21 protein-coding genes and 1 pseudogene are annotated in these 25,507 nt (G+C 65.4%); 11 read left to right on the forward strand and 11 right to left on the reverse strand.

From position 1 onward, the window contains the following. Positions 1-171: 171 nt before the first annotated feature. The 3 genes from hutU to hutI are packed head-to-tail and all read right to left on the reverse strand — an operon-like array spanning position 172 to position 4,622. Positions 172-1,842 carry a urocanate hydratase gene (gene hutU, locus IVB26_RS29025; protein ID WP_247968506.1) on the reverse strand — a complete coding sequence of 557 codons (1,671 nt, stop codon included), beginning with the start codon at positions 1,840-1,842 and terminating at the stop codon, positions 172-174. Between the two features lie 9 nt (positions 1,843-1,851). Beyond that, positions 1,852-3,411, reverse strand: coding sequence for a histidine ammonia-lyase (hutH, locus tag IVB26_RS29030; RefSeq protein ID WP_247968507.1), 1,560 nt, complete (start codon positions 3,409-3,411; stop codon positions 1,852-1,854). Next, positions 3,408-4,622, reverse strand: coding sequence for an imidazolonepropionase (gene hutI, locus IVB26_RS29035; RefSeq protein WP_247968508.1), 1,215 nt, complete (start codon positions 4,620-4,622; stop codon positions 3,408-3,410). The genes hutH and hutI overlap by 4 nt, the downstream gene beginning before the upstream one ends. A gap of 83 nt (positions 4,623-4,705) precedes the next feature. Between hutI and IVB26_RS29040 the strand changes: the two genes are divergently transcribed. The 6 genes from IVB26_RS29040 to IVB26_RS29065 all read left to right on the forward strand — a co-directional run bounded on the left by IVB26_RS29040 (position 4,706) and on the right by IVB26_RS29065 (position 10,671). Further along, complete coding sequence (locus IVB26_RS29040; RefSeq protein WP_247968509.1) at positions 4,706-6,064, forward strand: formimidoylglutamate deiminase; 1,359 nt, start codon at positions 4,706-4,708, stop codon at positions 6,062-6,064. Further along, on the forward strand, positions 6,061-6,789 hold the full coding sequence (gene hutC / locus IVB26_RS29045) for a histidine utilization repressor (protein ID WP_247968510.1): 729 nt from the start codon (positions 6,061-6,063) through the stop codon (positions 6,787-6,789). Before IVB26_RS29040 ends, hutC begins: the two co-directional genes overlap by 4 nt. A gap of 84 nt (positions 6,790-6,873) precedes the next feature. Further along, a complete protein-coding gene (locus IVB26_RS29050; protein WP_247968511.1) occupies positions 6,874-7,818 on the forward strand; it encodes an ABC transporter substrate-binding protein in 945 nt (314 codons plus the stop codon). A gap of 72 nt (positions 7,819-7,890) precedes the next feature. Beyond that, on the forward strand, positions 7,891-8,664 hold the full coding sequence (locus IVB26_RS29055) for an ABC transporter permease (protein WP_247968512.1): 774 nt from the start codon (positions 7,891-7,893) through the stop codon (positions 8,662-8,664). Then, entirely contained in the window at positions 8,661-9,446 is a 786-nt protein-coding gene (locus IVB26_RS29060; protein ID WP_247968513.1) for an ABC transporter ATP-binding protein, read from the forward strand. Before IVB26_RS29055 ends, IVB26_RS29060 begins: the two co-directional genes overlap by 4 nt. After that, the gene (locus IVB26_RS29065; RefSeq protein WP_247968514.1) at positions 9,439-10,671 is read left to right on the forward strand and encodes a Zn-dependent hydrolase; all 1,233 of its coding nucleotides are present in this window, start codon (positions 9,439-9,441) and stop codon (positions 10,669-10,671) included. Before IVB26_RS29060 ends, IVB26_RS29065 begins: the two co-directional genes overlap by 8 nt. Before the next feature lie 67 nt (positions 10,672-10,738). On the opposite strand, the gene IVB26_RS29070 is transcribed toward IVB26_RS29065, so the two are convergent. Beyond that, positions 10,739-11,662: an AraC family transcriptional regulator gene (locus tag IVB26_RS29070; protein WP_247968515.1), complete on the reverse strand. Its 924-nt coding sequence runs from the start codon at positions 11,660-11,662 to the stop codon at positions 10,739-10,741. A 1,541-nt stretch (positions 11,663-13,203) separates the two neighbouring features. Between IVB26_RS29070 and IVB26_RS29075 the strand changes: the two genes are divergently transcribed. Next, positions 13,204-14,358: an MFS transporter gene (locus IVB26_RS29075; RefSeq protein WP_247968516.1), complete on the forward strand. Its 1,155-nt coding sequence runs from the start codon at positions 13,204-13,206 to the stop codon at positions 14,356-14,358. A 158-nt stretch (positions 14,359-14,516) separates the two neighbouring features. Beyond that, positions 14,517-17,357: an ATP-binding protein gene (locus IVB26_RS29080; protein ID WP_247968517.1), complete on the forward strand. Its 2,841-nt coding sequence runs from the start codon at positions 14,517-14,519 to the stop codon at positions 17,355-17,357. 16 nt (positions 17,358-17,373) lie between these two features. Here the strand turns inward: IVB26_RS29080 and msrA are convergent, their stop codons facing one another. The 3 genes from msrA to IVB26_RS29095 form a co-directional block, all read right to left on the reverse strand. Beyond that, positions 17,374-17,889: a peptide-methionine (S)-S-oxide reductase MsrA gene (gene msrA, locus IVB26_RS29085; protein ID WP_247968518.1), complete on the reverse strand. Its 516-nt coding sequence runs from the start codon at positions 17,887-17,889 to the stop codon at positions 17,374-17,376. Between the two features lie 133 nt (positions 17,890-18,022). Next, positions 18,023-18,445, reverse strand: coding sequence for an OsmC family protein (locus IVB26_RS29090; RefSeq protein WP_246929977.1), 423 nt, complete (start codon positions 18,443-18,445; stop codon positions 18,023-18,025). Positions 18,446-18,529: 84 nt separating this feature from the next. Next, positions 18,530-19,207 (reverse strand): VOC family protein, encoded by a 678-nt coding sequence (locus tag IVB26_RS29095; RefSeq protein WP_247968519.1) that lies wholly within the window; start codon positions 19,205-19,207, stop codon positions 18,530-18,532. A 200-nt stretch (positions 19,208-19,407) separates the two neighbouring features. Between IVB26_RS29095 and IVB26_RS29100 the strand changes: the two genes are divergently transcribed. Beyond that, positions 19,408-20,115, forward strand: a complete 708-nt coding sequence (locus IVB26_RS29100; RefSeq protein WP_247968520.1) for a hypothetical protein — start codon at positions 19,408-19,410, stop codon at positions 20,113-20,115. Between the two features lie 326 nt (positions 20,116-20,441). Beyond that, positions 20,442-20,939: pseudogene (locus IVB26_RS29105) on the forward strand (helix-turn-helix domain-containing protein); the annotation flags it as partial. Here the strand turns inward: IVB26_RS29105 and IVB26_RS29110 are convergent. The 3 genes from IVB26_RS29110 to IVB26_RS29120 all read right to left on the reverse strand — a co-directional run bounded on the left by IVB26_RS29110 (position 20,867) and on the right by IVB26_RS29120 (position 23,867). Next, the gene (locus tag IVB26_RS29110) at positions 20,867-23,188 is read right to left on the reverse strand and encodes a molybdopterin guanine dinucleotide-containing S/N-oxide reductase (protein ID WP_247968521.1); all 2,322 of its coding nucleotides are present in this window, start codon (positions 23,186-23,188) and stop codon (positions 20,867-20,869) included. The pseudogene IVB26_RS29105 and the gene IVB26_RS29110 sit on opposite strands and share 73 nt — an antisense overlap. Before the next feature lie 183 nt (positions 23,189-23,371). Beyond that, positions 23,372-23,548, reverse strand: coding sequence for a hypothetical protein (locus IVB26_RS29115; RefSeq protein WP_247973401.1), 177 nt, complete (start codon positions 23,546-23,548; stop codon positions 23,372-23,374). Between the two features lie 124 nt (positions 23,549-23,672). After that, positions 23,673-23,867 carry a hypothetical protein gene (locus IVB26_RS29120; RefSeq protein ID WP_247968522.1) on the reverse strand — a complete coding sequence of 65 codons (195 nt, stop codon included), beginning with the start codon at positions 23,865-23,867 and terminating at the stop codon, positions 23,673-23,675. An 87-nt stretch (positions 23,868-23,954) separates the two neighbouring features. Between IVB26_RS29120 and IVB26_RS29125 the strand changes: the two genes are divergently transcribed. Then, the gene (locus IVB26_RS29125; protein ID WP_247968523.1) at positions 23,955-24,470 is read left to right on the forward strand and encodes a YciE/YciF ferroxidase family protein; all 516 of its coding nucleotides are present in this window, start codon (positions 23,955-23,957) and stop codon (positions 24,468-24,470) included. A 57-nt stretch (positions 24,471-24,527) separates the two neighbouring features. On the opposite strand, the gene IVB26_RS29130 is transcribed toward IVB26_RS29125, so the two are convergent. Then, positions 24,528-25,385: an SDR family oxidoreductase gene (locus IVB26_RS29130; protein ID WP_247968524.1), complete on the reverse strand. Its 858-nt coding sequence runs from the start codon at positions 25,383-25,385 to the stop codon at positions 24,528-24,530. Between the last annotated feature and the right edge of the window lie 122 nt (positions 25,386-25,507).

Consider the following 25,507-nt stretch of genomic DNA (forward strand, 5'->3'; position numbering starts at 1 on the left):
CTTGCGGGGGAGGGCTGGGGTGGGGGTGTCTCCACAATGAACACTCCCAATGTCGCTCGAGCCCCCACCCCGCGCTCCGCGCCGATCTCCCCCGCAAGCGGGAGAGGTTGACCGAGCTCGCGGCGAAGTCCGCGCTACACAAAACTCATCGTACTCGAAATGGCCAACGCGCTACTTCGCAAGGCTCGGCAGGTCGAGCCCCTTGTCACGGGCGCAGTCGATCGCGGCCTCGTAGCCCGCGTCGGCATGGCGCATGACGCCGGTGGCGGGATCGTTCCAGAGCACGCGCTCGATCCGCTTGGCCGCTTCCGGCGTGCCATCGGCGACGATCACCATGCCCGCATGCTGGGAATAGCCGATGCCGACACCGCCTCCGTGATGCAGCGACACCCAGGTCGCACCGCTCGCACAATTGAGCAGCGCGTTGAGCAGCGGCCAGTCGGACACCGCGTCCGATCCGTCTTTCATTGCCTCGGTCTCGCGGTTGGGGCTCGCCACCGAGCCGCTGTCGAGATGGTCGCGGCCGATCACGATCGGCGCCTTCAATTCGCCGCGCGCCACCATCTCATTGAAGGCAAGGCCGAGCCGATGACGGTCGCCGAGGCCAACCCAGCAGATCCGCGCCGGCAGGCCCTGGAACTTGATGCGCGCCTTCGCCATGTCGAGCCAGTTGTGCAGATGCTTGTCGTTGGGCATCAGCTCCTTGACCTTGGCGTCGGTCTTGAAGATGTCCTCGGGATCGCCCGACAGCGCGGCCCAGCGGAATGGCCCGACGCCGCGGCAGAACAGAGGGCGGATATAGGCGGGAACGAAGCCGGGGAAATCGAAGGCATTCTTCAGGCCCATGTCCTGCGCCATCTGGCGGATGTTGTTGCCGTAGTCGAGCGTCGGAATGCCCTGTGCGTGGAAGTCCAGCATGGCCTGGACGTGCTCGACCATCGAGATCTTGGAGGCGCGCTCGACCGCCTTCGGATCGGAGCCGCGCCTAGCTTCCCACTCGGCGAGCGTCCAACCCTTCGGCAAGTATCCGTTGACCGGATCGTGCGCGCTGGTCTGGTCGGTGACGACGTCCGGCTTGACGCCGCGGCGCACCAGCTCCGGGAAAATTTCAGCGGCATTGCCGAGCAGGCCGACCGAGACGGCCTTCTTTGTCCTTGCGGCCTCCGCCATGATCGCGAGCGCCTCGTCGAGCGTTGCGGCCTGGCGGTCGAGATAGCCCGTGCGCAGCCGCATCTCGATGCGGCTCGGCTGGCACTCGACGGCGAGCATGGACGCGCCGGCCATGGTCGCGGCCAGCGGCTGCGCACCGCCCATGCCGCCAAGACCTGCGGTGAGAATCCATTTGCCGGCGAGGCTGCCGCCGTAATGGCGCCGGCCGACCTCGACGAAGGTCTCGTAGGTGCCCTGCACGATGCCCTGGCTGCCGATATAGATCCAGGAACCCGCCGTCATCTGGCCGTACATCATCAGGCCCTGACGATCGAGCTCGTTGAAATGGTCGAGCGTCGCCCAGTGCGGCACGATGTTGGAGTTCGCGATCAGCACGCGCGGCGCGTCGGCATGGGTGCGGAACACGCCGACTGGCTTGCCCGACTGGACCAGCAGCGTCTGGTCGCCATCGAGCTTGCGCAAGGCCGCGACGATCCGGTCAAAGCTCTCCCAGTCGCGCGCGGCGCGGCCGATCCCGCCATAGACGACGAGTTCGCTCGGGCGCTCCGCGACGTCAGGATCGAGATTGTTCATGAGCATGCGCAAGGGAGCTTCCGTCAGCCAGCTCTTGGCGCTGATATCGCTGCCGCGGGGAGCGCGGATGGTGCGGTCATTGTCCAGTCGGCGGTTCATGCGGACCTCTCAATCAAGTCTCGGAAACGGATCGGATGGAAGCGCGGTGATCGCGATCGCCGGCAACGCGTCGGCCTCGACCAGTGCAGCCGCCTTGGCGAGATCGCCGGCCATATAGCGGTCGGCGCCGAGTGCAGGCACCTGCTCGCGCAACGCGGCGATGACGGCAGCGAGCGGCAGGCTCGTCGCATGCGGCGCGCGCAGGGTGATGCCTTGGGCCGCGACCAGGAGCTCGATGCCCAAAATGGCGGCGAGATTGTCGGCCATGTCGGACAGGCGCCGCGCGGCGTGCGCCGCCATCGAGACGTGATCTTCCTGGTTGGCGCTGGTCGGTGTCGAGTCGATCGAACAGGCAGAAGCGCGCTGCTTGTTCTCGGCATAGAGCGCCGCCGCTGTCACCTCGGCGATCATGAAGCCGGAATTGATGCCGGGATCAGGCGTGAGGAACGGCGGCAGGCCGAAATTGAGCGCGGGATCGACCAGCGTCGCAATGCGACGCTCGCTGATCGCGCCGATCTCGGACAGCGCCAGGGCGATGGCATCGGCTGCAAAGGCCACCGGCTCGGCGTGGAAATTGCCACCGGAGACGATCTCGCCGCTCTCGACCAGCACCAGCGGATTGTCGGTGACGGCGTTGGCCTCGACGATCAGCGTGCGCGCAACCTGCGTAATCAGGTCGAGCGCCGCGCCCGCGACCTGCGGCTGGCACCGCAGGCAATAGGGATCCTGCACGCGTTCGTCGCCGTCGAGATGCGACAGCCGAATGTCGCTGCCCTCGAGCAGCGCCGTCAGCGTCGCCGCCGCTGCGATCTGCCCGGCATGACCGCGCAACGCCTGGATTTCGGGACGGAACGGCGCCGTCGATGCCATCGCCGCATCCACTGACAATGCACCGGTCACGAGCGCGGCCCGCGCCAGGCGGCAGGCACGCAGCACGCCTGATATGGCGTAGGCGGTCGAGAACTGTGTCCCGTTGATCAGCGCGAGGCCTTCCTTGGGGCCGAGTATCAGCGGCGAGAGGCCGGCGACCTTGAGCGCCTCGGTGCCTGATATAGTTTTCCCATCAACGATCGCCTGCCCTTCGCCGATCATCACTGCCGTCATGTGCGCCAGCGGCGCAAGATCGCCGGAGGCGCCGACCGAGCCCTGTTGCGGCACCAGCGGATAGACGCCCTGCGCCAGCATCCCCTGCAATTGCTCGATCACCTCGCGGCGCACACCGGAGGCGCCGCGCCCAAGCGAGACGATCTTCAACGCCATCATCAGGCGAACGATCGGCTCGGGTGTTGCGGGGCCGACGCCGCAGCAATGCGAGACGATGAGATTGCGCTGGAGCAGCGTGGTCTGGTCCGGCGGAATGCGCTTCGACGCCAGCTTCCCGAACCCCGTGTTGATCCCATAGACGGGAGCGTCAGCCCGCGCCGCCTTCGCGACGATCTCGGCAGCCGCCTCCACACGCGGCCAGAACGAAGAGTCGAGCACGACAGGCGCGCCTGCGAGCACGCACGCGAGATCGTCGAGGCTGACCATTCCCGGCTTGACGACGATCGCTGCGCCCTGCTCCGTCACTGCCCCCTCCACACCCGCCGCTGCAGCGGATTAAAGCCGATGCGATAGACCAGTTCAGCGGGCCGCTCGATGTCCCAGACCGCGAGATCGCACCATTTGCCGGCCTCCAGCGTGCCGGTTTCATCGAGCACACCGAGCGCCCGGGCGCCTTCACGGGTGACGCCCGCAAGGCACTCGGCCACATTCATCCGGAACAGCGTCGCCCCCATGTTCATCGCGAGCAGGAGCGAGGTCAGCGGCGAGCTGCCGGGATTGCAATCGGTCGCGAGTGCCATATGGACACCGTGCCTGCGAAATGTCTCGACCGGCGGCTTCTGCGTCTCTCGGATAAAGTAGAAGGCGCCGGGCAACAGCACAGCCACTGTACCCGCCTTCGCCATCGCGGAAGCGCCGGCTTCATCCGTATGCTCGAGATGGTCAGCCGAGAGCGCGCCGAACTTTGCGGCAAGCGCGGCGCCGCCAAGGTTCGACAGCTGGTCAGCGTGGAGCTTGACCGGCAGCCCAAGCCCTCTCGCGGTCTCGAACACCCGTGCGGTCTGCTCGGCCGAGAACGCGATCCCCTCCATGAAGGCATCGACGGCATCGGCAAGGCCGGCCTTCGCGACGGCCGGCAGCATCTGTTTGCAGACGAGATCGATGTAGCGATCCTTGTCGCCGTCGGCTTCCACCGGCAACGCATGTGCGCCGAGGAAGGACGTGCGGATCGCAACCGGCCGCTGACGACTGATGCTGCGCGCAGCGGCGAGCTGACGCATCTCGGTCTCGACGTCCAAGCCGTAGCCGGACTTGATCTCGACCGTGGTTGCGCCCTCGCCGATCAGCGCATCGAGCCGCGGTAGCGCGCTCGCGACGAGATCTGCTTCGCTCGCCTTGCGTGTCGCCGCCACCGTGGAGACGATGCCGCCGCCGGCGCGCGCGATTTCCTCGTAGCTCGCCCCCTTCAGGCGTAGCTCGAATTCGTGCGCACGGTTGCCGCCATAGACGAGATGGGTGTGGCAGTCGACGAGGCCAGGCGTGATCCAGCGTCCCTCGCAGTCGATCCGCTCGATCGCGCCCGCGTCCGCCGGAAAATCTGCTTCTGCACCGGCGTAGATGATACGGCCGCCGCGCGCAGCGATCACGCCATGCTCGATCTCGCCGAGATCGGGACGATCCGCCCGCATCGTGGCGAGCCGGGCATTGTGCCAGATCCGGTCGAAGCGCTCTGCCATGCCATGGTCCCTTCGTGGGATGCTTGACTTATATGTCTAGACATATAATCGTAAGCCGGTTCTGTCCAGCCGGCGTGTAAATCATGACCCGACTGCATTTCGCCTCCGCGCTCCTGCCCTCGGGCTGGGCCAATGACGTGCAGGTGGTGATCACCGCCGGCGCGATCGCGGAGGTGACGCCGGGCGTGGCTCCGGCTGCCGGCGACGAGCGCCACGCCATCGCGCTTTCGGGACTGGCGAGCCTGCACAGCCACGCCTTCCAGCGCGGCATGGCGGGCCTCGCCGAGTTGCGCGGCAACTCCACCGACACGTTCTGGACCTGGCGTGAGACGATGTATCGCTTCGCCCTCGCCATGACGCCGGACGACGTCGCTTCTGTCGCAACGCTGCTTTATGTCGAGATGCTGGAGCAGGGTTTTACCCGCGTCGGCGAATTCCATTATCTCCATCACGACCGCGACGGCGCGCAATATATCGATCCCGCCGAGATGGCCACGCGCATCGCGCAGGCCGCCGAGGCCTCCGGCATTGCTCTGACGTTGCTGCCGAGTTTTTATGCGCACGGCTCGTTTGGCGGCGCGGCGCCGCATGCCGGCCAGCGCCGCTTCATCTGCTCGGTCGATCGGTTCGCGGCATTGATGTCAGCATCGCGCAAGGCGATCAGCACATTGCCCGGCGCCAATATCGGCATTGCCCCGCACAGCCTGCGCGCGGTCGCGCCGGACGAGCTTGCGGCAATCATTCCGCTCGCTGAAGGCGGGCCGGTGCATATCCATGCTGCCGAGCAGGTCCGGGAAGTCGAGGATTGCCTGGCCTGGTCGGGCCACCGCCCGGTGCAATGGCTGCTGGAGCACGCGCCGATCGACCGACGCTGGTGCCTCATCCATGCGACGCATACGACGGATGAGGAAGTCGCCGCCTTCGCCCGGACCGGCGCGGTTGCCGGCCTCTGCCCCATCACCGAGGCGAGCCTTGGCGACGGCATCTTTCCCGCGCGCGAATTCCTCGATGCCGGCGGCGCGTTCGGTGTCGGCACCGATTCCAACGTGCTGATCGGCGCTGCCGACGAATTGCGCCAGCTCGAATACGGCCAGCGGCTCAAGCACCGCCAGCGGAACGTGCTCTCGGCCGGCGCCGGCCGCTCGACCGGACGCACGCTGTACGACCAAGCGCTCGCGGGCGGCGCGCAAGCGCTGGCGCAGCCGACAGTCGGCCTCGCACCGGGCGCGCGCGCCGACATCGTCACGCTCGACGCCGCACATCCGTCGCTGGCGGGACGACAGGGCGACGCCGCCATCGACGGCTGGATCTTTGCCGCGGGCAGCGGCGCGATCGACTGCGTCTGGGCCGGCGGCCGCAAGGTGGTCGAAGGCGGCCAGCATGGATTGCGCCAAGCCGCACGCGAACACTTCAACGCGACAGTGCGGAGGCTCATCGCATGAGCCTCGCCACCGAGACAGCCGACCAACCAACATTGTACAAGCGAATTCGCGCCGACATAGAGAAGCGCATCCTGACCGGCGAATGGCCGCCGGGGCATCGCATTCCGTTCGAGCACGAGCTGGTGGCGCGCTACGGCTGCTCGCGCATGACCGTGAACAAGGCGCTGTCGGAGCTCGCGCAGGCCGATCTGATCGAGCGGCGGCGGCGCGCCGGCTCGTTCGTGCGTCGACCGCAACATCAATCCGCCGTTCTCAAGATCGCCGACATCCGCGCCGAGATCACCGCGCTGGGGCGCGCTTACGGCTATGAGCTGATCCAGCGCAAGCTCCGCGCCGCGACCGCGGCCGACCGTGACCGTCTCGGCGTGAGGAAGGCCGGCAAGGTGGTCGCGATCACCTGCCGGCACAGCGCCGACAACGTGCCGTTCGCCGTCGAGGACAGGCTGATCGACCTGTCATCCGTGCCGGATGCCGCGACCGCGGATTTTTCGCGCGAGCCGCCCGGCTCGTGGCTGCTTCATCATGTTCCATGGACGGAGGCCGAGCACACGATCAGCGCCATCGTTGCGGATGACCACGCGGCGGACGCGCTCGCGATCGCCGTCGGCGCCCCCTGTCTCGTGATCGACCGTTACACCTGGCGCAGCGCGCGCACGATCACCGCCGTGCGCCTGCTCTATCCCGGTGACTCTCACCGCCTTGTCGCGCGATTCAAGGGAGGCTGAGAGGATATGTCGGCACAAATCGTGCAACGCTACATGAAGAGATCAACAAGACGTCAATCCATCGATCGGCAGAGGACGACAATCATGCGTAGTTCGACGATATTTGCGACAATCATTGCCCTCGCGGCCTCCACTCCCGTGCTCGCCGATGACGTCAAGGTCGGCGTCGGCATTTCCGGATGGACCGGTTTCGCGCCGCTGACGCTGGCGAAGGAGGCGGGCATCTTCAAGAAGAATGGGCTCGACGTCACGATCAAGAAGATCCCGCAGAAGGACCGCCACCTCGCGATCGCCTCAGGTGACGTCCAGTGCGCGGCAACGACCGTCGAGACCTGGATCTCCTGGAACGCCAACGGCGTTGCGACCAAGCAGATCTTCCAGCTCGACAAGAGCTATGGCGCCGACGGCATGGCCGTGCGCAACGATCTCGCCGCGATCAAGGACCTGAAGGGCAAGACCGTCGCCGCCTCCGCGCCCGGCACCTCGCCGTATTTCGCGCTGGCCTGGATGCTCAAGAAGAACGGCCTGTCGGTGAAGGACGTCACTGTCGTCAATCTCGAGCCGGCTGCTGCTGCACAGGCCTTCGTCTCCGGCCAGAACGATGCGGCGATGACCTATGAGCCGTATCTGTCGACGGTGCGGGCCGCGCCCGACAAGGGCAAGATCATCGCGACCACGCTGGATTATCCGATGGTCATGGACACCTTCGGCTGCACGCCGAAATTCCTCACCGAGAATCCCAAGGCCGCCAAGGCACTCGCCGAGAGCTATTTCGAGGCGCTTGACATGATCGCCAAGGACCAGGCCAAGGCCTACGAGATCATGGGCGCCGACGTGAAGCAGAGCGGCGAGCAGTTCGGCAACTCGGCAAAATACCTGCGCTGGCAGGACAAGGCCGCGAACCAGAAGTTCTTCGCGGGCGACTTCCTGACCTTCAACAAGGAGGCCGCCGACCTGCTGCTGGAAATCGGCATCATCAAGGCCGCGCCGAAGGTCGAGGACCTCTTCGACGCCAGCTACATCAAGTAAGCTTCTCGAGAGCCGCCGGCCCCGTTTCGCGGCGGGGCCGGCAAATCTTTTCAGCGCCCGGATATATCGTCGATGCGTCCCCTGGACCCTGTTACATCGAAGCAGCGCGTGGCCTACGGCCTTGCGTTCTTCGTGCTGTTCGTTGCCCTCTGGTCGTGGGCAACGCTCGGCGGCCATGTGTCGAAAACCTTTCTCGCCAACCCGCTGACCATGGTGCAGGAGGGATATGACCTCCTGGCCAAACAGGGATTCGTCTACGACATCGGCATGACGATCTGGCGCGTCGTCGGCGGCTTCGCGCTCGCGTCGATCATCGCGGTCCCGCTCGGCGTGCTGATGGGCGCCTACAAGCCAATCGAGGCGTTCCTCGAACCGTTCGTCTCCTTTGCGCGCTATCTGCCTGCGTCCGCTTTCATCCCGCTCCTGATCCTGTGGGCCGGCATCGGGGAATTGCAAAAGCTGCTCGTCATCTTCATCGGCTCGGTATTCCAGGTCATCCTGATGATCGCAGTCACCGTCGGCGCAACCCGGCGCGATCTGGTCGAGGCGGCCTATACGCTTGGGGCCAGCGACCGCGGCATCATCCGCCGCGTGCTGCTGCCCTCCTCTGCCCCCGAGATCGCGGAAATCCTGCGGCTGGTGCTGGGCTGGGCCTGGACCTACGTCATCGTCGCCGAGCTGATCGGTTCGTCCTCCGGCATCGGCCACATGATCACCGACAGTCAGGCACTGCTCAACACCGGGCAAATCATCTTCGGCATCATCGTGATCGGCCTGATCGGGCTCCTCTCGGACTTCATGTTCAAGGCGTTCAACGCCTGGCTGTTTCCGTGGAGGCTCGCATGACCACGCTGAAGATCGAGCAGGTCTCACGCACCTTCCCCGCGCGCCAAGGCAACGCGCCGACGCGCGCGCTGGAGCCGACCGACCTTACCATCGGCAACAACGATTTCGTCACCATCCTCGGTCCCTCCGGCTGCGGAAAGTCCACGCTGCTGCGCATCGTCGCGGGGCTCGACCGTCCGACCGGCGGCCGCGTCACGCTCGACGGGCGCGAGGTGACCGGCCCGGGCGCCGATCGCGGCATGGTGTTCCAGTCCTACACGCTGTTTCCCTGGCTCACCGTGCGCGAGAACATCGCCTTCGGCCTGCGCGAGCGCGGTGTGTCCGAGGCGGAGCGGAACAAGATCGCCGACGCGTTCATCCGCCAAGTCGGGTTGTCCGGCTTCGAGAACCACTGGCCGAAGCAGCTGTCCGGCGGCATGCAGCAGCGCACGGCGATCGCCCGCGCGCTCGCCAACGATCCCAAAATCCTGCTGCTCGACGAGCCTTTCGGCGCGCTGGACAACCAGACCCGCGCCTTGATGCAGGAGATGCTGCTCGGGATCTGGGAACGCGACCAGAAGACCGTGCTGTTCGTGACCCACGACATCGAGGAAGCGATCTTCCTCGGCAGCCGCGTTGTCGTCATGAGCGCGCGCCCCGGCCGGATCAAGGCTGAGATCAATGTGGACCTGCCGCATCCGCGCTCCTACAAGATCAAGACGACGCCGGAGTTCGTCCAGCTCAAGGAACGGCTGGTCGAGGAGATCCGCACCGAGGCGCTTAGGGTTGCCGAACATGCCTGACACCAATCCGCGCGCCAATGGCCAGCGCGTTCTCGCCGATCTCAATGCCCTCCGTGCCATCGGCGCTTACAGGACCGGCGTGCATAAGCCGACCTTCTCCGAGCCGCACAAGCTTTCGCTGGAGTGGCTCGTGCGCAAGCTTCCCGATGCCGGCCTCTCCGCTTCGATCGACGGCATCGGCAACGTGTTCGGCACCATTGCCAAGCCGGGACCCAAGCTGCTGGCCGGCTCGCACCTGGAAAGCCAGAACTACGCCGGCTGGCTCGATGGCCCGCTCGGCGTCGTCTACGCGCTCGAAGCGGCCCGCGTGCTCAACGCCGATCCCACCGTGAAAGGCGCGGTCGAGGTCGCCGCCTGGTGCGACGAGGAGGGACATTTCGGCCATTTCCTCGGCTCGCGCTCCTATGTCGGGCAGGTGACCGAAGCCGACATCGACGCCGCGCGCGATCGAACCAGCGGCCGCACCATGCGCGACGCGCTCGCCGACATGGGGCTCGCTGAACGCCCGCGCCTCGCCGCCGAGCCGGGCCGGCATGTCGGATATCTCGAGGCCCATATCGAGCAGGGCGACACGCTCGAAAGCGGCAAGCTCGCGATCGGTGTCGTGACCTCCATCGTCGGCATCTGGCAATACCAGATCGATTTCATCGGCGAGCAGAACCATGCCGGCACGACGCGCATGGCGGTGCGCAGGGATGCAGGGCTGGCGCTGGCCAAATTCTGCGTCGCGATCGACGAGCGTTTTCCTGATGCCTGCGGTCCACGCACGGTCTGGACCACCGGCCGCATCACGCTCGATCCGGGCGCCCCGAGCATCATTCCGGGCGGAGCCGAAATGCTGTTCCAGATCCGCGACGACGATCCAGCCGTCATCGCCCGGCTGGAGCAGCTGCTACGGACCATGGCGGACGAGGCCAGCGCGAGCGGTCCCTGCACCGTCACCGTTACGAAGCTGCGCACCGGTGCGCCCGCCATGATGGACGCCGGCTTTCAGGATGCGATCGAAGCAGCAAGCAAGGCGCTCGCCGGTGGACGATCCATTCGCATGCCCAGCGGCGCCGGCCACGATGCGCAGATGCTGGCAACGGTCATGCCCGCTGGCATGCTGTTCGTGCCGTCGATCGGCGGCATCAGTCATCACTGGACCGAAAACACTGCCGATACCGATATCGTCGCCGGCGCTGAGGTCTTCGTCGACGCTTGCCGGCGTATCCTCGGCGGCTGATGTGACGACAACCGATTGCGCGATCTGACGCGGATGCTGCGGGCAGGCGCCCCGCATCACCGGGTGCTCACGCTTTGAAGCCGGAGGTCTGTCGGCGCCATACAGCTGGGCTGACGCCGACAATCGAGGAGAACACGCGCGTGAAGTGACTCTGGTTGGCAAAGCCTGCCGAGATCGCGATCTCGGTCAGCGGCAGGTCGCGAACGCTCATCAATTGCTTGGCGGCCTTCACGCGCTGATGAAGCAGCCATTGATGCGGCGGCATGCCGACGGCGGTTCGAAATGCGCGTGAAAAATGACTGACCGAGAGGTCGAGCTCGCTCGCGATCTTCTGCAGCGAGAGTTTTTCGCCGAGATCGGATTCCAGGCGCTCGCAGGCACGTTTCGCCTGCCAGGGAGCGAGACCGCCGCGGGTGGGCTCAGTCCTGCGCTGAAGGCCGCCGTAAGCCTGGGCGACATGGGCGGTCAAGGCGAGCATCATGTGGTCGACGAAAAGCTGATTGGCCTCGCCCGGCCTGCGCAGGCCTTCCTGCAGCGACGCGCCGATGTGGCGGATGATTTCGTCGTCGTGGCCAACGCCGATCTGACAGTCGAGTTCGTCGATCCGCGACGAATTGCACTGCTCGGAGATGCTGTCGAGTGCCGAACGCGGAATGTAGAAAAAAAGCGAGTGGAACGGCTTGTCGATCACATAGCGTGGATCGAGCTTGAGGTCATAGAGATAGGTCGTGCCCGCGCGCACGTCCGCCTTCATGATAAATTTGCCGCGCTCCCAGAGCTCGCAATCCGGGTAATCACGAAGCTTCAGGCTGACGAGAAACGCGTCTTCCGCGGTGAGCGAGCCGGACAGGCCAGTCAGCGGACGATCATTCCGCGTTTCGGTGACCGCAAGCTCCGCGCTGCGCAGCGAACGCGTGACCAGGGAGGGCGGCGCTTCCTTCAAACGCAGGAATAGCCCGAGCTTGTCTCCGTAGGCGCCTGCCTGGGTCATCGGATTGGCCTTTCTGTGGAAGCCCGCGTGCAGGCCACAGTGTCCCGCCAGTTCAGGAGCGCATTACAATATCCGGCAGCGGCTGTCCACGTGCGCGCACCAGGCGAGCTTCACAGGTTTTCACAAACGCACGATCACATGGCGCGATGTGGGTTCACCGACACGAGAGGCATACCGGCGACGCATCGTCATTGCGAGCGCAGCGACTTGTCCGCCGAAGCCTTGCGAAGGCGGAAGCAATCCAGAGTCTTTCCGCGGAGGGATTCTGGATTGCTTCGTCCATGAGCAACAAGGCGTGGGCACGCTGCGCTTTGCCACCCTACGAGATCGAGCTTGTGGCAGTGCCGTAGGGTGGGCAAAGCGAAGCGTGCCCACGTATCTTTCGCGGCCGAGAGAGATCGTGGGCACGGCGCAAGAGCGCCTTTGCCCACCCTACGACATCGAGCTTGTGACACGCAGTTTGACTCCCAGACACGCCTTCGCATTCTCGCGGCTGGTTTCGCCCGAGCTTTGCTTGGTCGCTCCACCCTCTAGCCAAGAGGGCGCAGGGAAGGCCGGGTGCCGGCTCGCACCCGCGGTCCGCTGCGCGAAATGCACACGCAGGAAGAACCGCACAGCAGCATACAGGTGATGCCGATCACTCGGCCTTCCCTGCGCGGTGGTCGGACGGCTTATGCCGTGATCTCCCGGGAGCCGAACTTTCCTTCTGGCCTCCCTCGCCCCGCGAATTGATGATGCAGTCTGCCCGGTTGGGCTCGCTCGCATCTTCGCGACAGGCTTGACCGTGGCAACGACGGCCAGGACCACACGGTTTTGCCGTACGCACGGCTCGCCAATGTCGCCGCAGTTTTCCCAGCCCTGTCGACAAAGCCGGAAACTTACAGGCGAGACGAACCTAGCAGCGCCGCTCGTCCGCACGCGGGTTACGAGCTCACAGGGACTACCCGCCCTGCCCGCCCCATCTCGTGCCGACGCTGCCGCGTCCACCGCAAGCCCGGCTCGCGACAGTGACGACACAAGATCGCCCCTCTTGGGTGAGCCGGGATGGACCACACATACGATAAAACCGAATTTCGGTAAAGTGGAATATTTTTGCGCGAATGGATTGACACGGAGCGACACAGGTAAGTGCCAGCTCCGTCATCCTGAGGTGCGAGTGGCGCGATGCGCATCGCATCGCGCCGGGAGCCTCGAAGGATGAACGGCCACAGTGGGGCCGTCGCCCTTCGAGGCTCGCCGAAGAGGCGAGCACCTCAGGGTGACGGTGATGGTGATGGTGATGGTGATGGTGATGGTGATGGTGCCCTAGCCCGGATGGAGCGCAAGCGCAATCCGGGACAGTGCGAGATAACTGGGCGAGCATTACGCTGACGCTCCATCCGGGCTACAAGAGAGAGCCTCGCTCACTCGTCTGCACCGGCGCGCCGCGCGTCTGCGGCTTGTCGGGATCGCCTGCGACAGTTCGGAAATGCCTCGGACATAAAGCTGCGGCATTTCTCGGGCTTGTCGTTCGCCCCGCCTCTGCTTCTCCCGGAGTTCCTATGTCTTCTGCCGACCGTCCGGCGACACGCCTTGCGACCCGGCTCGCCTTCCTCGTCGCGGGCTTCGGCATCGCGTGCTGGGCGCCACTGGTGCCGTTCGCGAAGACACGGCTCGGCGTCGACGACGGCGTCCTCGGACTGCTCCTGCTCAGCCTCGGCATCGGTTCGGTCGTCGCGATGCTGCTGACGGGAATCATCAGCGCGCGCCACGGCAGCAGGCCGATCATCGTTGTGGGCGGCTTCGGTCTGGCGCTGGTGCTGCCCCTGCTCGCCGTCGCAAGCTCGCCCGCAACACTGGCACTGGCACTTTTCGCATTTGGCGCGGCGCTCGGCTCGATCGACGTCGCCATGAACATCCACGCCGTCGAGGTAGAGCGCGCCGCGGGACGTCCGCTGATGTCCGGCTTCCACGCGCTGTTCAGCATCGGGGGCTTCGCCGGATCCGCGCTGATGACGGCGCTGCTCTCGCTGCAATTCGGCACGCTGGCCTGCACGCTGATCTGCTCCGTCCTGATGCTGATTGCAATGATCGTGACCTGGCCGCGCCTGCTCCGCTCCGTGCAGGTGCAGGAGGGCCCGCTGTTCGTGCTGCCGCACGGATCGGTGCTGCTGCTCGCGCTGCTCGGCGCCATCACTTTCCTGGTCGAGGGCGCGATGCTCGATTGGGGCGCATTGCTCGTCATCGGCGCGGGTCTCGTCACCGAGGCGCAAGGCGGAGCCGGCTACATCGTGTTCTCGATCGCGATGACCGCAGGCCGGCTCGGCGGCGACGCCGTCGTTGCGCGCATCGGGGACCGCGCGACATTGCTCTGGGGCAGCCTCATCGCGATCGCCGGTTTCGTGGTCCTGCTCACGGCGCCCGTTGCGGCGGTCGCCATCACCGGATTCCTGCTGATCGGGCTCGGCGCGTCGAACCTCGTGCCGGTGCTGTTTCGGCGGGCGGCGCGGCAAACCGTCATGCCGACGGGGGTTGCGGTCGCGGCGATCACGACCGCGGGCTATGCCGGGATCCTGATCGGCCCTGCCGGCGTCGGCTTCGTCGCACGTCTTGGCGGATTACCCATGGCGTTCTGGTTGCTGGCCGCATTGATGGGTCTCGTGACGCTGTCGGCGCACATCGTCACAAAGGACACGGGTCGGACCATGCCGACCTAACCCCTTCCGTCTCAAGCATTATCGGGACGAGCCGAAGCCGACCCAAGCCATCTGCGCATGTCTGTCAGCCATGCGGCTTTCGGCCAGTTTACTGGACGTCTCGTTCTGCTAGACCACAATAAAATACCTTTTGACTCCCGTCGCGGGGGCAATGGCACGTGCCAGCTCATAACCAAGACTCGGTCGTTTCATTCGGGCCATTCCGGCTGTTTCCAAAGTCCCGGCTCCTGGAGAAGGAAGGCGAGCCGCTTCATGTCGGTGGCCGCGCGCTCGATATTCTCATCTTGCTTGCCGAGCGCCCGGGGGAAGTCGTCGACAAGAGAGAGCTGGTCAAGCGCATCTGGGCCGACGTGAATGTCGACGAAGGCAGCCTGCGCTTCCATGTCGCAGCATTGCGCAAGGTGCTCGGCGATACCGGCAAGTCCGCCCGTTATGTCCTCAATGTGCCGGGCCGTGGCTATTGCTTTGTCGCCCCGTTCGCTCAAGCGGCCCCGCAGGTCGCACGTGCCTCAGCCGACATCAGCCCTCCCCGCTCCCTGCCCGCTCCGCTTGCGAAGATGGTCGGACGCGAGGAGATCATCGAGAAGATCTCGAGCGGTCTTGCCCTCTATCCCTTCATAACCGTGGTCGGCCCGGGCGGCATCGGCAAGACCGTCGTCGCCGTCACTGTGGGGCATCGCCGCTCGGCGGATTTCGGCGGCCGCGTCTTCTTCGTCGATTTCGGTCCACTACGCGACGCCAGCCATGTCACGACCACCATCGCCTCCGTGCTCGGACTGACCGTCAACTCGGAGGATTCGACGCCGGCGATCCTGACATTTCTGAAGACCGGACCTACCCTGCTGATCTTCGACAGTTGCGAGCATGTGCTGGACACGCTGGCCCCGCTCGTGGAGCGCATCGTTCGCGAAGCGCCGCAGCTTCGTGTTCTTGCGACCAGCCGCGAGTCGTTCCGAAGCGAAGGCGAGCGCATCTTCCGGCTGTTTCCGCTGGATTGTCCGCCCGAGCGCGAGGGCCTCGATGCCGCCGAGGTTCTCGCCTACCCGGCCGCGCAGCTCTTCGTCGAGCGCATCGCGCAGAGCTCCGGACCGTTCCAGCTCAGTGCCGAAGAGGCGCCGCTCGTCGCGAGCATCTGCCGGCGGCTCGACGGCATTGCGCTGGCAATCGAACTCGCGGCGGGCCGTGTCGACGCGTACGGCATCGCAGGCACAGCCTCCCTGCTCGACAGCCGCTTTTCGCTGCAGTGGCGCGGGCGCCGGACGGCCGTCCCGCGGCACCAGACGCTCGCCGCCGCCCTCGACTGGAGCTACGACCTGCTGCCTCCGGCGGAGAGCGCCACGTTGCGACGATTATCGGTGTTCGCCGGGCCGTTCGCGCCGGAAGCGGCCGCCGCGGTCGCGTCCGGCGATGGCCTGAGCGCCTCGGAAACGCTGGAGGCGATCGACAGCCTGGTCGCCAAATCGCTGATCTCGCCATCCGGTTCGCGGGCGCTGCGCTATCGCCTGCTCGACACCACGCGCGCCTACGCGCTCGGCAAGCTGAACGAGCTCGGCGAAAACAGGCAGTTCGCGCGGCGCCATGCGGAGCACTTTCGCGACTTCTTCGAGCGCGCGGGGGCCGACACCTCGACGCCGCTTCCCGACTGGCTGGGCACCTATGGCGGGGAGCTGGACAATGTGCGCGCGGCGCTGAACTGGGCCTTCGCGCCCGACGGCGATGCGAAGCTCGGCGTCGCGCTGACCGCGGCCGCGGTCACCCTGTGGGTGCGTCTTTCGCTGTTCGCCGAATGCCGCGAGCGCTGCAGAACGGCACTGGCGGCGCTCGGAGACGGCGGCGACGACGACCGCATCCGCATGCAGCTGCTGTCGGCACTCGGCTGGTCGCTGATGTATGGCGAGGGCCGCGCGCGCGAGGCGCGCCCGATCCTCGAGACGACGCTCGAGCTTGCTGAGAGCCTCGACGACAAGGATTTCCGGCTGCGCGCGCTCTGGGGCTTGTGCATCGACCAGTTCAACAACGGGCAGTTCGGCAAGGCCCGCGCACTCGCCGACCGCTTTGCGAGCGTCGCGGTGAATTCATCCGACAATACCGATCTCATGCTGGGTGACCGCCTGATGGCGGTCGCGCTGCATTATCTGGGAGACCAGAACGAGGCGCGGCAGCGTATCGATCGGGTGAACGCCTCGCTGCATGTGCTGGAAACGAAACCGAAGATCTTCCCGCTCGATCTCAGGATATCGACGCAATATTTCCGGGCCCGCATTCTCTGGCTTCAGGGCCTCGCCGATCAGGCCCAGGCGCTCGCCGCCAAGAACATCGAAGACGGCCGTGCCAACGGCCACGCGCTGACCTTCTGTAGCGTGCTGGGGCAGGCCGCCTGCCCGATCGCGTTCTGGTCCGGCGATTTCGACGCCGCCGAGCGCCACGGCGCCGAGCTGCTCGAACACACCGAGCGCCACGCCATCCGGCCGTGGGGCCTGTGGGCACGGGCCTTCAACGCCGCAGTCATTGCCCGGCGCGGCGACATCGCGACGGGCCTGCCGCTGCTGCGCGAAGAACTCGATCGCGCCGGCGACGCGCGCTTCCTGCCGCGCTTTCTCCCGCTGCTCGGCGAGCTCGCTGTATGCTTCCTGGAGGCCGACCAGATCGAACGTGGCCTCGAAATGATCGAGGACGTCCTCGCCCGTTGCAACGACCGGCAGGAGCGCTGGTATCTGCCGGAGCTGATCCGCATCAAGGGAGAATTGATGCTCAGGAGCCCGCGGCATTCGGAGCACGCCGAGGCCCACTTTCGCGAGGCGATCGACATTGCCGTCGAGCAGGGCGCGCGCTTCTGGGAGCTGCGCTGTGGGACCAGCCTCGCGCGGCTCATGATGGGCGCAGGCCAGAGCGCGGACGCGCTGGCCATTCTGAAGAATGTCACCGGCTCCTTCGCCGAGGGATCCGATATCTCCGACATGCGCATTGCGCGCGATTTGATCGCGCAATTGCGCGCCTGACGGCACGCGACCTGACCTAGCCTCCGACGGCAGCCGCGCGGCGCGGCAGCTTCCAGCCGGGCCGGATGAAGTGGCAGGTGTAGCCGTCCGGATAACGTTCGAGATAATCCTGATGCTCGGGCTCGGCTTCCCAGAACTCGGCTGCGGGCGCGACCTCGGTCACCACCTTGCCCGGCCAAAGGCCCGACGCCTCGACGTCGGCGATGGTGTCTTCGGCGATCCTCTTCTGCTCCTCGCTCGTAGTGAAGATCGCCGAGCGGTAGCTCGTGCCCAGATCGTTACCCTGGCGATTGAGCGTGGTGGGATCGTGGATCTGGAAGAAGAACTCCAGCATGGTCCGGAAGCTGGTCCTTGCAGGATCGAAGCTGATCTCGATGGCTTCGGCGTGACCTTCGTGATTGCGGTAGGTGGCGTTCTTCACGTGCCCGCCGGTGTAGCCGACGCGGGTGGAGATCACGCCCGGCTGCTTGCGGATCAGATCCTGCATGCCCCAGAAGCAGCCTCCGGCCAAAACTGCGCGCTCCATCGTCATATCTCCGCTCCCGATTGATTGCTCGGTCCGTTCTGTGTCCCTAACATAGGCTCTCGGCCACCCGGCCGAAAGCCATGCTATTGACGCGTATCCACCTGTGCCTCTAGGGCCCGGTGGACCCGGGATGCTCGCCTTAAGCCAGCTTGGCGTCGAGGGTGATCGCTGCGTTGAGCACCTTCGACACAGGGCAGTTTTTCTCGGCCTCGCCGGCGATCTTGGCAAAACCCGCATCGTCGAGGTTCGGCACCTTGGCGCGCAAGGTCAGCGCGGATTTGCTGATCTTGAAGCCTTTGCCTTCGGGCTCGAGGGTCACGGCGGCTTCGGTCGAGAGCTCGTCGGGCGTGAATCCCGCCATCTGAAGGCCGAAGGCCAGCGCCATCGTAAAGCAACCTGCATGGGCCGCTGCGATCAACTCCTCGGGATTGGTCCCCTTCTCATTCTCGAAACGCGTCTTGAACGAATAGGGCGTCTGCGCGAGTACGCCGGATTCGCTGGTCAGATGGCCAGTTCCATCGCGACCGGTGCCCTTCCAGACGGCCGTTGCTTTGCGGATCATGTCAGTTCTCCCTGTCGTTTCAGTACCGGGCTCCATACCGGAGCAAGGCGACATTGGCGTGGCGGGCGAGCAACGCCCGCGGGTTCAGCTCGGCAGAGGTTGGCCGGCCTGCTCGCGCACAATGTGATCGGCGTACCATTCCGCCCAGTTCTCATCATGTCCACCGGTCCGCCGCTCATGTTCGCCATGCGCTGCCGCCGCCCGGTGGAGTGCGGCCGCCAACTCCGCCTGCGAAGCGAACGTCGTGCCGCCGCCCGCGATGCGCCCCGGCAGTCGCGTTGTCACCTCCTGGAACAGCCAGCCGTTGCCATCGGGATCGCTGAACGATGCAAACGAGCTGTAGCTGCCGCGGTTGGGGTCGGCGCCACTGATCCGAGTATTGCCGAACAGGTACGGCTCGTCCGACCCGACGTGAACGTCGCCGGCACCGTGGAATGGCATGCTGACCTCGACGCCGCGGTCGAGCAGATCCCGTCGTGCCGCCTCCAGATCGGAGACAATCAGGTACAGCCCTCGCACCGAGCCGGGTGCGGCGGCAGTCACATTGTTTCCGAAGATCACCGAGCAGGCCGAGCCAGGCGGGGTGAACTGGATCACACGCCAGTCGTCTCCCGACGTGAAGTCGGTGTCCAGCCGCCAACCAAGGCGCGCGTAGAACGCCTTGGCGCGGTCGACATTGGACACGGGGATCACGACGACTTCGAGCTTCCAGTCGGCCCTGGGCGATGTCGAGAGTTCGGGATCGGTTTGGATAGTGGTCATGTCGAGCTCCCTGATTTGAGCACGCTACTACGGATGAGAAGGGCCGCTATGCGGCGGCGGGCGTCTGAGCGGCCTGAATTGAGAGTATCTTCAACAGGATATCGCCGCCCGCCCGGCTCGCAAGTCCTAACACATTCTAACACGCCAAGCCGCACGCGCGCCGCCATGGTGGAGACATTGCTCGGTGGACATGGCGGGACATGGCGCTTCTAGACGATGTGATCGATGCCAGCGGCGGAATGACCCGCTGGAACAACCTGAGCCGTTTCACGCTCCACCTTTCCATTGGCGGAACGCTGTTCGCCAACGCCGGACATGCCCGGGAATTCAAGGACGTGACCGCGGAGGGCTCGACCCGGATACAATCGCTCCGCTTCACCGGCATCACCGGGGGCGAACGCTCCGGCTCTTTTCAGCCCGATGCGATCACCATCGAGAAGCTGGATGGTGAGGTCCTGCAGACCTGGAGCAACCCGGTCCCAGCGTTTGCCGAGGCCGGCTCGCCCGCGCTTGCGGACGAGCTGCATCTCGTCTTCTTCTGCGGTGTCGCGATCTGGAATTATCTGACGATTCCATTCCTGCTTGCTCACCCCGATGTCGTAATCGAGGAGCTGTCGCCTTGGCAGCAGAGCACCGAAACCTGGCGCCGGCTGCGAGCGCAATTTCCCCCGCATCTGATCACGCTCGCGTCGGAGCAGATTCTCTATTTCGACCAGAGCGCCCTGCAGCGGCGCGCGGATCACGCGCTCTTCGGGATGAAGGTTGCACACGCCTCCTGGGCGCATGACAATTTCGGCGGCATCGTGGTGCCGACGCTTCGACGCATTCAGGCCGTGCAGCCGGACGGAAGCGTGATCGCCAAGCCCGTGCTCATGGATGTCGAGATTTTCGATGCCGTCTTCGAGTAACGTCGACGGCTTCAAGTTTGAATCGGATTTGCGAGCATCGAACGACGCGCTCCTGCGGCGGGCTGTCGCAGCCAAACGCAGACGCACAAAATCTAACAGATCCTCATCACCTCTAACGGGCGTCATGGCCGACCCAGCCCTATCCTCTGAACATGGAAAGCATTGGTTTGCACGTCTGCCGGCGTTGCAAACAGGCGCAAGCCAGGAAAGGACGAGCGATGTCGAACAATTTGCAGGCGGCGCATGCCGATGGTCCGGCCGGCGCGCGCGATCCCGAGAGTCTTCGCCATACAGCGGTCATCGCCCGGGACAGCCAATGCACGGGGATGGAGTTGCCGCGCGTCAGGGTCAATGCCTTGCCGAAATGGCGGCTGCGGCGCGTCGAGCAATATGTCGCCGATCATTTTGACCGCTGCATCAGCCTGTCCGAGCTCGCCAATGTCGCCGGCCTGTCCAGGATGCACTTTGCAGCGCAATTCCGCGCCGCGACCGGCTACCGCCCTCGGGAATATCTGCTCCATCACCGGACCGTGCATGCGAAGACGCTGCTCGCAACCACCGAGCGTCCATTGGCGGAGATCGCGCTGGCCGTGGGCTTCAGCACGCAGGCGCATTTTTCGACCGTCTTCAAGCGCATCAGCGGCGAGTCTCCGGCGCGCTGGCGCCTCGCCAGCAAGGGTGAAGGGCTCGCGGTCGAAGCACCGCGTCGTCCTTCGCCAGAGCGAAACTGGATCGCCGGCGCCCCCGCTCCCTACACCGGATCGAACGCGCGGATCGGCGGCAGATTGCCGGTGAACTTCTCGACCTCGACCGCCGTCAGCTGACCGGTGCAGCCCTGCGCCAGGGATGAGGTCCCGATGTCGCGGGTGAGCACGTTCGGATTGCCGTGAACGCAGAGCGGCGCCTCGTCCTCGGGATCCATCGGATCGTACCAGGCGCCGGTCGGAAGCTGCACCACGCCGGGCGCGATGCCGTCGGTGACGTGGACCGCCGCAAGGCACGCGCCGCGCGCATTGAACAGGCGGATGATGTCGCCGTCCTTGATGCCGCGCGCGTTCGCATCGACCGGGTTCATCCGCGCGACCTCGCGGCCGCGATGTTTCGCGGCAAGCGAATGTCCGCCGAAATCGAGCTGGCTGTGCAGGCGCGTCACCGGCTGGTTGGCGACGAGGAAGCATGGCGCGCCTCGCTTCGGCATGTCGGTCTTCTCCAGCCAGACGGGATGACCGGGACAATCCGCATCGCCGTGGCCTGCGATCTTCTGCGAAAAGATCTCGACGCGGCCGCTCGGCGTCGGCAGGGCATGATTGACCGGGTCTTCGCGAAAACGGCGCAGCCGGCCGCCGTCATCGGGCTGCTGCGGCACGACCAGGCTGCCGCGCGCCCAGAACTCGTCGAAGCTTGGGGCTTCGAGGCCACGCTTCGCAAGCGAGGCGCGGGTCGGCTCGTAGAGATGCTCCAGCCATTGCCGCGAGGTGCGTCCCTCGGTGAAGGGCTCGCGCGCGCCGAGACGATCGGCGAGATCGGCAAAGATATCGTAGTCGTCGCGCGCAAGGCCAAACGGCTCGGCGACCTTGTGCATGGCGACCATCAGGGGATCGTTGGTGGAATAGCCGATGTCCTCGCGCTCTAGCGTCATCGTCGCGGGCAGCACGATGTCGGCATGCCGGGCCGTGGCGGTCCAGGCCAGCTCGTGCACGACGAAGGTATCGAGCTGCGCAAACGCCTTGCGCAGGCGGTTGATGTCCTGGTGATGGTGGAAGGGATTGCCGCCGGCCCAATAGACCATGCGGATGTCCGGATAGGTCCGCGTCTCGCCGTTGTAGCGATAGGTGGTGCCGGGCTTGAGCAGCATGTCGGCGATGCGCGCCACCGGAATGAAATCGGCGACGCCGTTGCGGCCCTGCCCCAGCGTCGGCCCCGGCACGTCGTTGACGCGACGGCCGTAATAGCCGATCGCCCCGAGCGAATAGGCGTAGCCGCCGCCGGGAAAGCCGATCTGGCCGAGCGCTGCCGCCAGCACCATGCCCATCCACACCGGCTGCTCGCCATGCTCGGCGCGCTGCAACGAATGCGAGACGGTGATCAGCGCGCGCTTGCCGGCGGCGCGGCGCGCGAGCTTGCGGATCGTCTCGGCATCGACGCCTGAGATGGCCGCAGCCCATTCGGCGTGTTTGGGCTGGCCATCGCTTTCGCCCATGAGATAGCGCAGGAAGGTGGGCCAGCCTTCGGTGTAGCGATCGAGGAAGGCCTGATCGTGCAGACCTTCGCTCACCAGCGTGTGGACGAGGCCGAGCATCAAGGCGGTGTCGGTGCCGGGCACGCAAGCCATCCATTCGGCGCCGGCTTCCACCGGCAGATCGTCACGCAGCGGGCTGACGAGGACGAATTCGCAGCCGCGCTTGCGCGCCGCGGCCATGGCGCCGCGCTCGACATGCTTGCTGATCGAGCCGCCGGCCACCATGGAGTTCTTCAGCGCCATGCCGCCGAAGGCCAGCACGATGTCGGTGGTTTGAGCAATCTGCTCCCAGGTGACGTTGCGCTTGGTGATGTCCTCATAGCCCGCCAGGATCTGCGGCAGCAGCACCGAGGACGCGCCCGACGAGTAAGTGTTCACCGAGCGGACATAGCCGCCCATCGCGATGTTGAGGAAGCGATGCACCTGGCTCTGGGCGTGATGAAAGCGGCCGGCGCTCGACCAGCCATAGGAGCCGCCGAACACAGCGCCGGGGCCGCGCGTGTCGCGGATGCGGCAGAGCTCGTCGCCGAGGAGGTCAAGCGCCTTCTCCCAGCTCACGGAGACGAACTCGTCGCGGCCGCGGCGATTGTCGAGGCCCGGCCCGCGCTCAAGCCAGCCGCGGCGGATCGCCGGCTGGGCGATGCGCGCCTGGTGGCGGAGCGCGCCGGGGAAATTGTCGATGATGCCGTTCGGATCGGGGTCGCCTGCATAGGCCCTGACCTCGAGGCCAGCTGCGCCCTGACGCGCGGAAAACACGCCCCAATGCGAGGTGTGCGGCTTGAAGCCCTCCGACAGGTCGAGACCGGGGTCGGGGAAGCCAATCGTATCGTCCATCGTCTGATCCTTGTTCCGGGTCCGGTCTGCAATCGGGCTGGTAATATACCGATCCGTTCCGGACGTCGTCGAGATCAGCCTTGACGGAAACGCTGGGCTGCCCCGCGCCGCGGATTTCGTGATCACATCATGACCATGCGCGCTTGGACAGGGCGCCCCGAACAGGCGCGCCGGAGTTCGGCCTCACTCGCCCGCGCAGCAATCGACCAACAGCTGCCAGATCCGCTGCGCCTCGTCCCGCTCGTGACCATCCGGCACCTTCTCGACGCTGGACCGACCATAATCGGCGCGCGTTTCGCGAGGCACGATCCACCGCTCCGAGATCGGGTCGTACCATTTTGCGATGTTCATCTCAGTCACGGCGATCGACTCACAGATTGACCAACGGTTGGCGGTGCGCCTGCCGCGGTCTCATGCGAGCCATCGGCGACGCGCCACCCAGTTTACCAATCGTGAGCTCGCATGATCGTTCCGTTTCTGGATCTCATCCCGGCCGGGCCGGATGAAGCGTGCGCGGATGCCGCTCGTGCAGCAGCCGAGCGAGCTCCTCGCGCTCGCTCTCGCGTCCTTTCATGGCGGTCTCGAACAGCGCCTCCTGGATGTCGCGAGGCATGTCGCCCCACACGTCCATGGCAGCGCGCCCGAGCAGGCCCGCGAGATGATCAACTGCATCGCTCATTCGGCTCTCCTGGTCTGCACACCGAAATGGAACAGCTGCGGCCGTCCAGCGTTCCAGTGTCAACATTGTGAAAAGGAGGCGTCTTTTATGGGATTGTTCACCAAGGACATCAAATCGATGGAAGACCTGCTGCTGCACGGGCTGCAGGACATCTACTACGCGGAGCAGCAGATCCTGAAGGCGCTGCCCAAGATGATCGACAAGGCGACCAACAGAGATCTCGCCACTGGGCTGAAAGCTCACCTGGACGAGACCAACAAGCAGGTCGAACGGCTCGACAAAGTATTCGCCAAGCTCGGCAAGCAGCCCAGCGGCACGCAGTGTCCGGCCATCGACGGCCTGATCGAAGAAGCCGACGCCACCGCAGGTGAGATTGAGGACAAGGCCGTGCTCGACGCCGCCATCGTCGCCAATGCGCAGGCCGTGGAGCACTATGAAATGTGCCGCTACGGCACGCTGATCGCCTGGGCGGAAACACTCGGCCACGACGACATCGTGCGCTTCCTCACCACCAATCTGAATGAAGAGAAGGCTGCCAACACCAAGCTGAACACGGTGGCGCTGCGCAAGGGCGTCAACGCCAAGGCGTCCAACGCGGCCTGATCGAGATCTGCTGACTGTAACGTGGCGGCCCGGCTTCCGGCGCCGCCACGATTCTCGTCAGATGAACGGCTTGCCGCCGGTGACCGCCAACGTCGCCCCCGAGGTGTAGCTCGAGAGCGGATCGGCCAGCATGACATAGGCGGTTGCAAGCTCGGCCGGCTGACCGGCGCGCTGCATCGGGACCTGCTTGCCGAAGTTCTTGACCCTTTCCTCCGACATGGTCGAGGGAATCAGCGGAGTCCAGATCGGGCCCGGGGCAACGGCGTTGACCCGAATGCCCTTCTCGGCCAGCATTTGCGCAAGCCCGCCGGTAAAATTCTGAATGGCGCCCTTGGTCGTAGCGTAAGCCAGCAGGGTCGGGTTCGGCATGTCCGAGTTCACCGACGCCGTGTTGATGATCGCAGCTCCCGGCCGCATGTGAGGAACGGCGGCCTTGGTCAGATAGAATATGGCGTGGATGTTGGTCTCGAACGTGCGCTGCCACTCCTCGTCGCTGATGTCTCCGATGTCCTTGAACGTGGCCTGATGGGCCGCATTGTTGACGAGGATATCGATGCTGCCGAGCTCCTCGACCGTGCGACGCACGATGGAGCGGCAGTGCTCGGGATTGCGGATGTCGCCGGGAATGAGGATCGCCTTGCGTCTCTCCCGCTCCACCAGCGCCTTGACCTCGGCCGCATCCTCGTCCTCGTTCAAATAGGAGATGACGATGTCGGCGCCCTCGCGCGCATAGGCGATCGCGACCGCGCGGCCGATGCCGCTGTCACCTCCGGTGATGAGCGCCTTCTTTCCGGCCAGACGTCCAGAGCCTTTGTAACTCTCCTCCCCATGATCGGGGCGTGGCTGCATCGCCCGCGTCGAGCCGGGCATCGGTTGCTGCTGCGGCGGATAAGGTGGCTTTGGATAGTCGGTCATGAAGCGGCTCCAGGGATCTGCTCCGCTAACGGAGCCCCGCCGGAAGCGTTCCTGTGGCCGCGCTGCTGCACCGCGGAACCCTTTGCGCCGCAACATTCAAAAATGAGACTGCCCGTCAAGCC

Origin of the sequence: Bradyrhizobium sp. 195 (assembly GCF_023101665.1) — a bacterium.
In the GTDB taxonomy this organism is placed as follows: domain Bacteria; phylum Pseudomonadota; class Alphaproteobacteria; order Rhizobiales; family Xanthobacteraceae; genus Bradyrhizobium.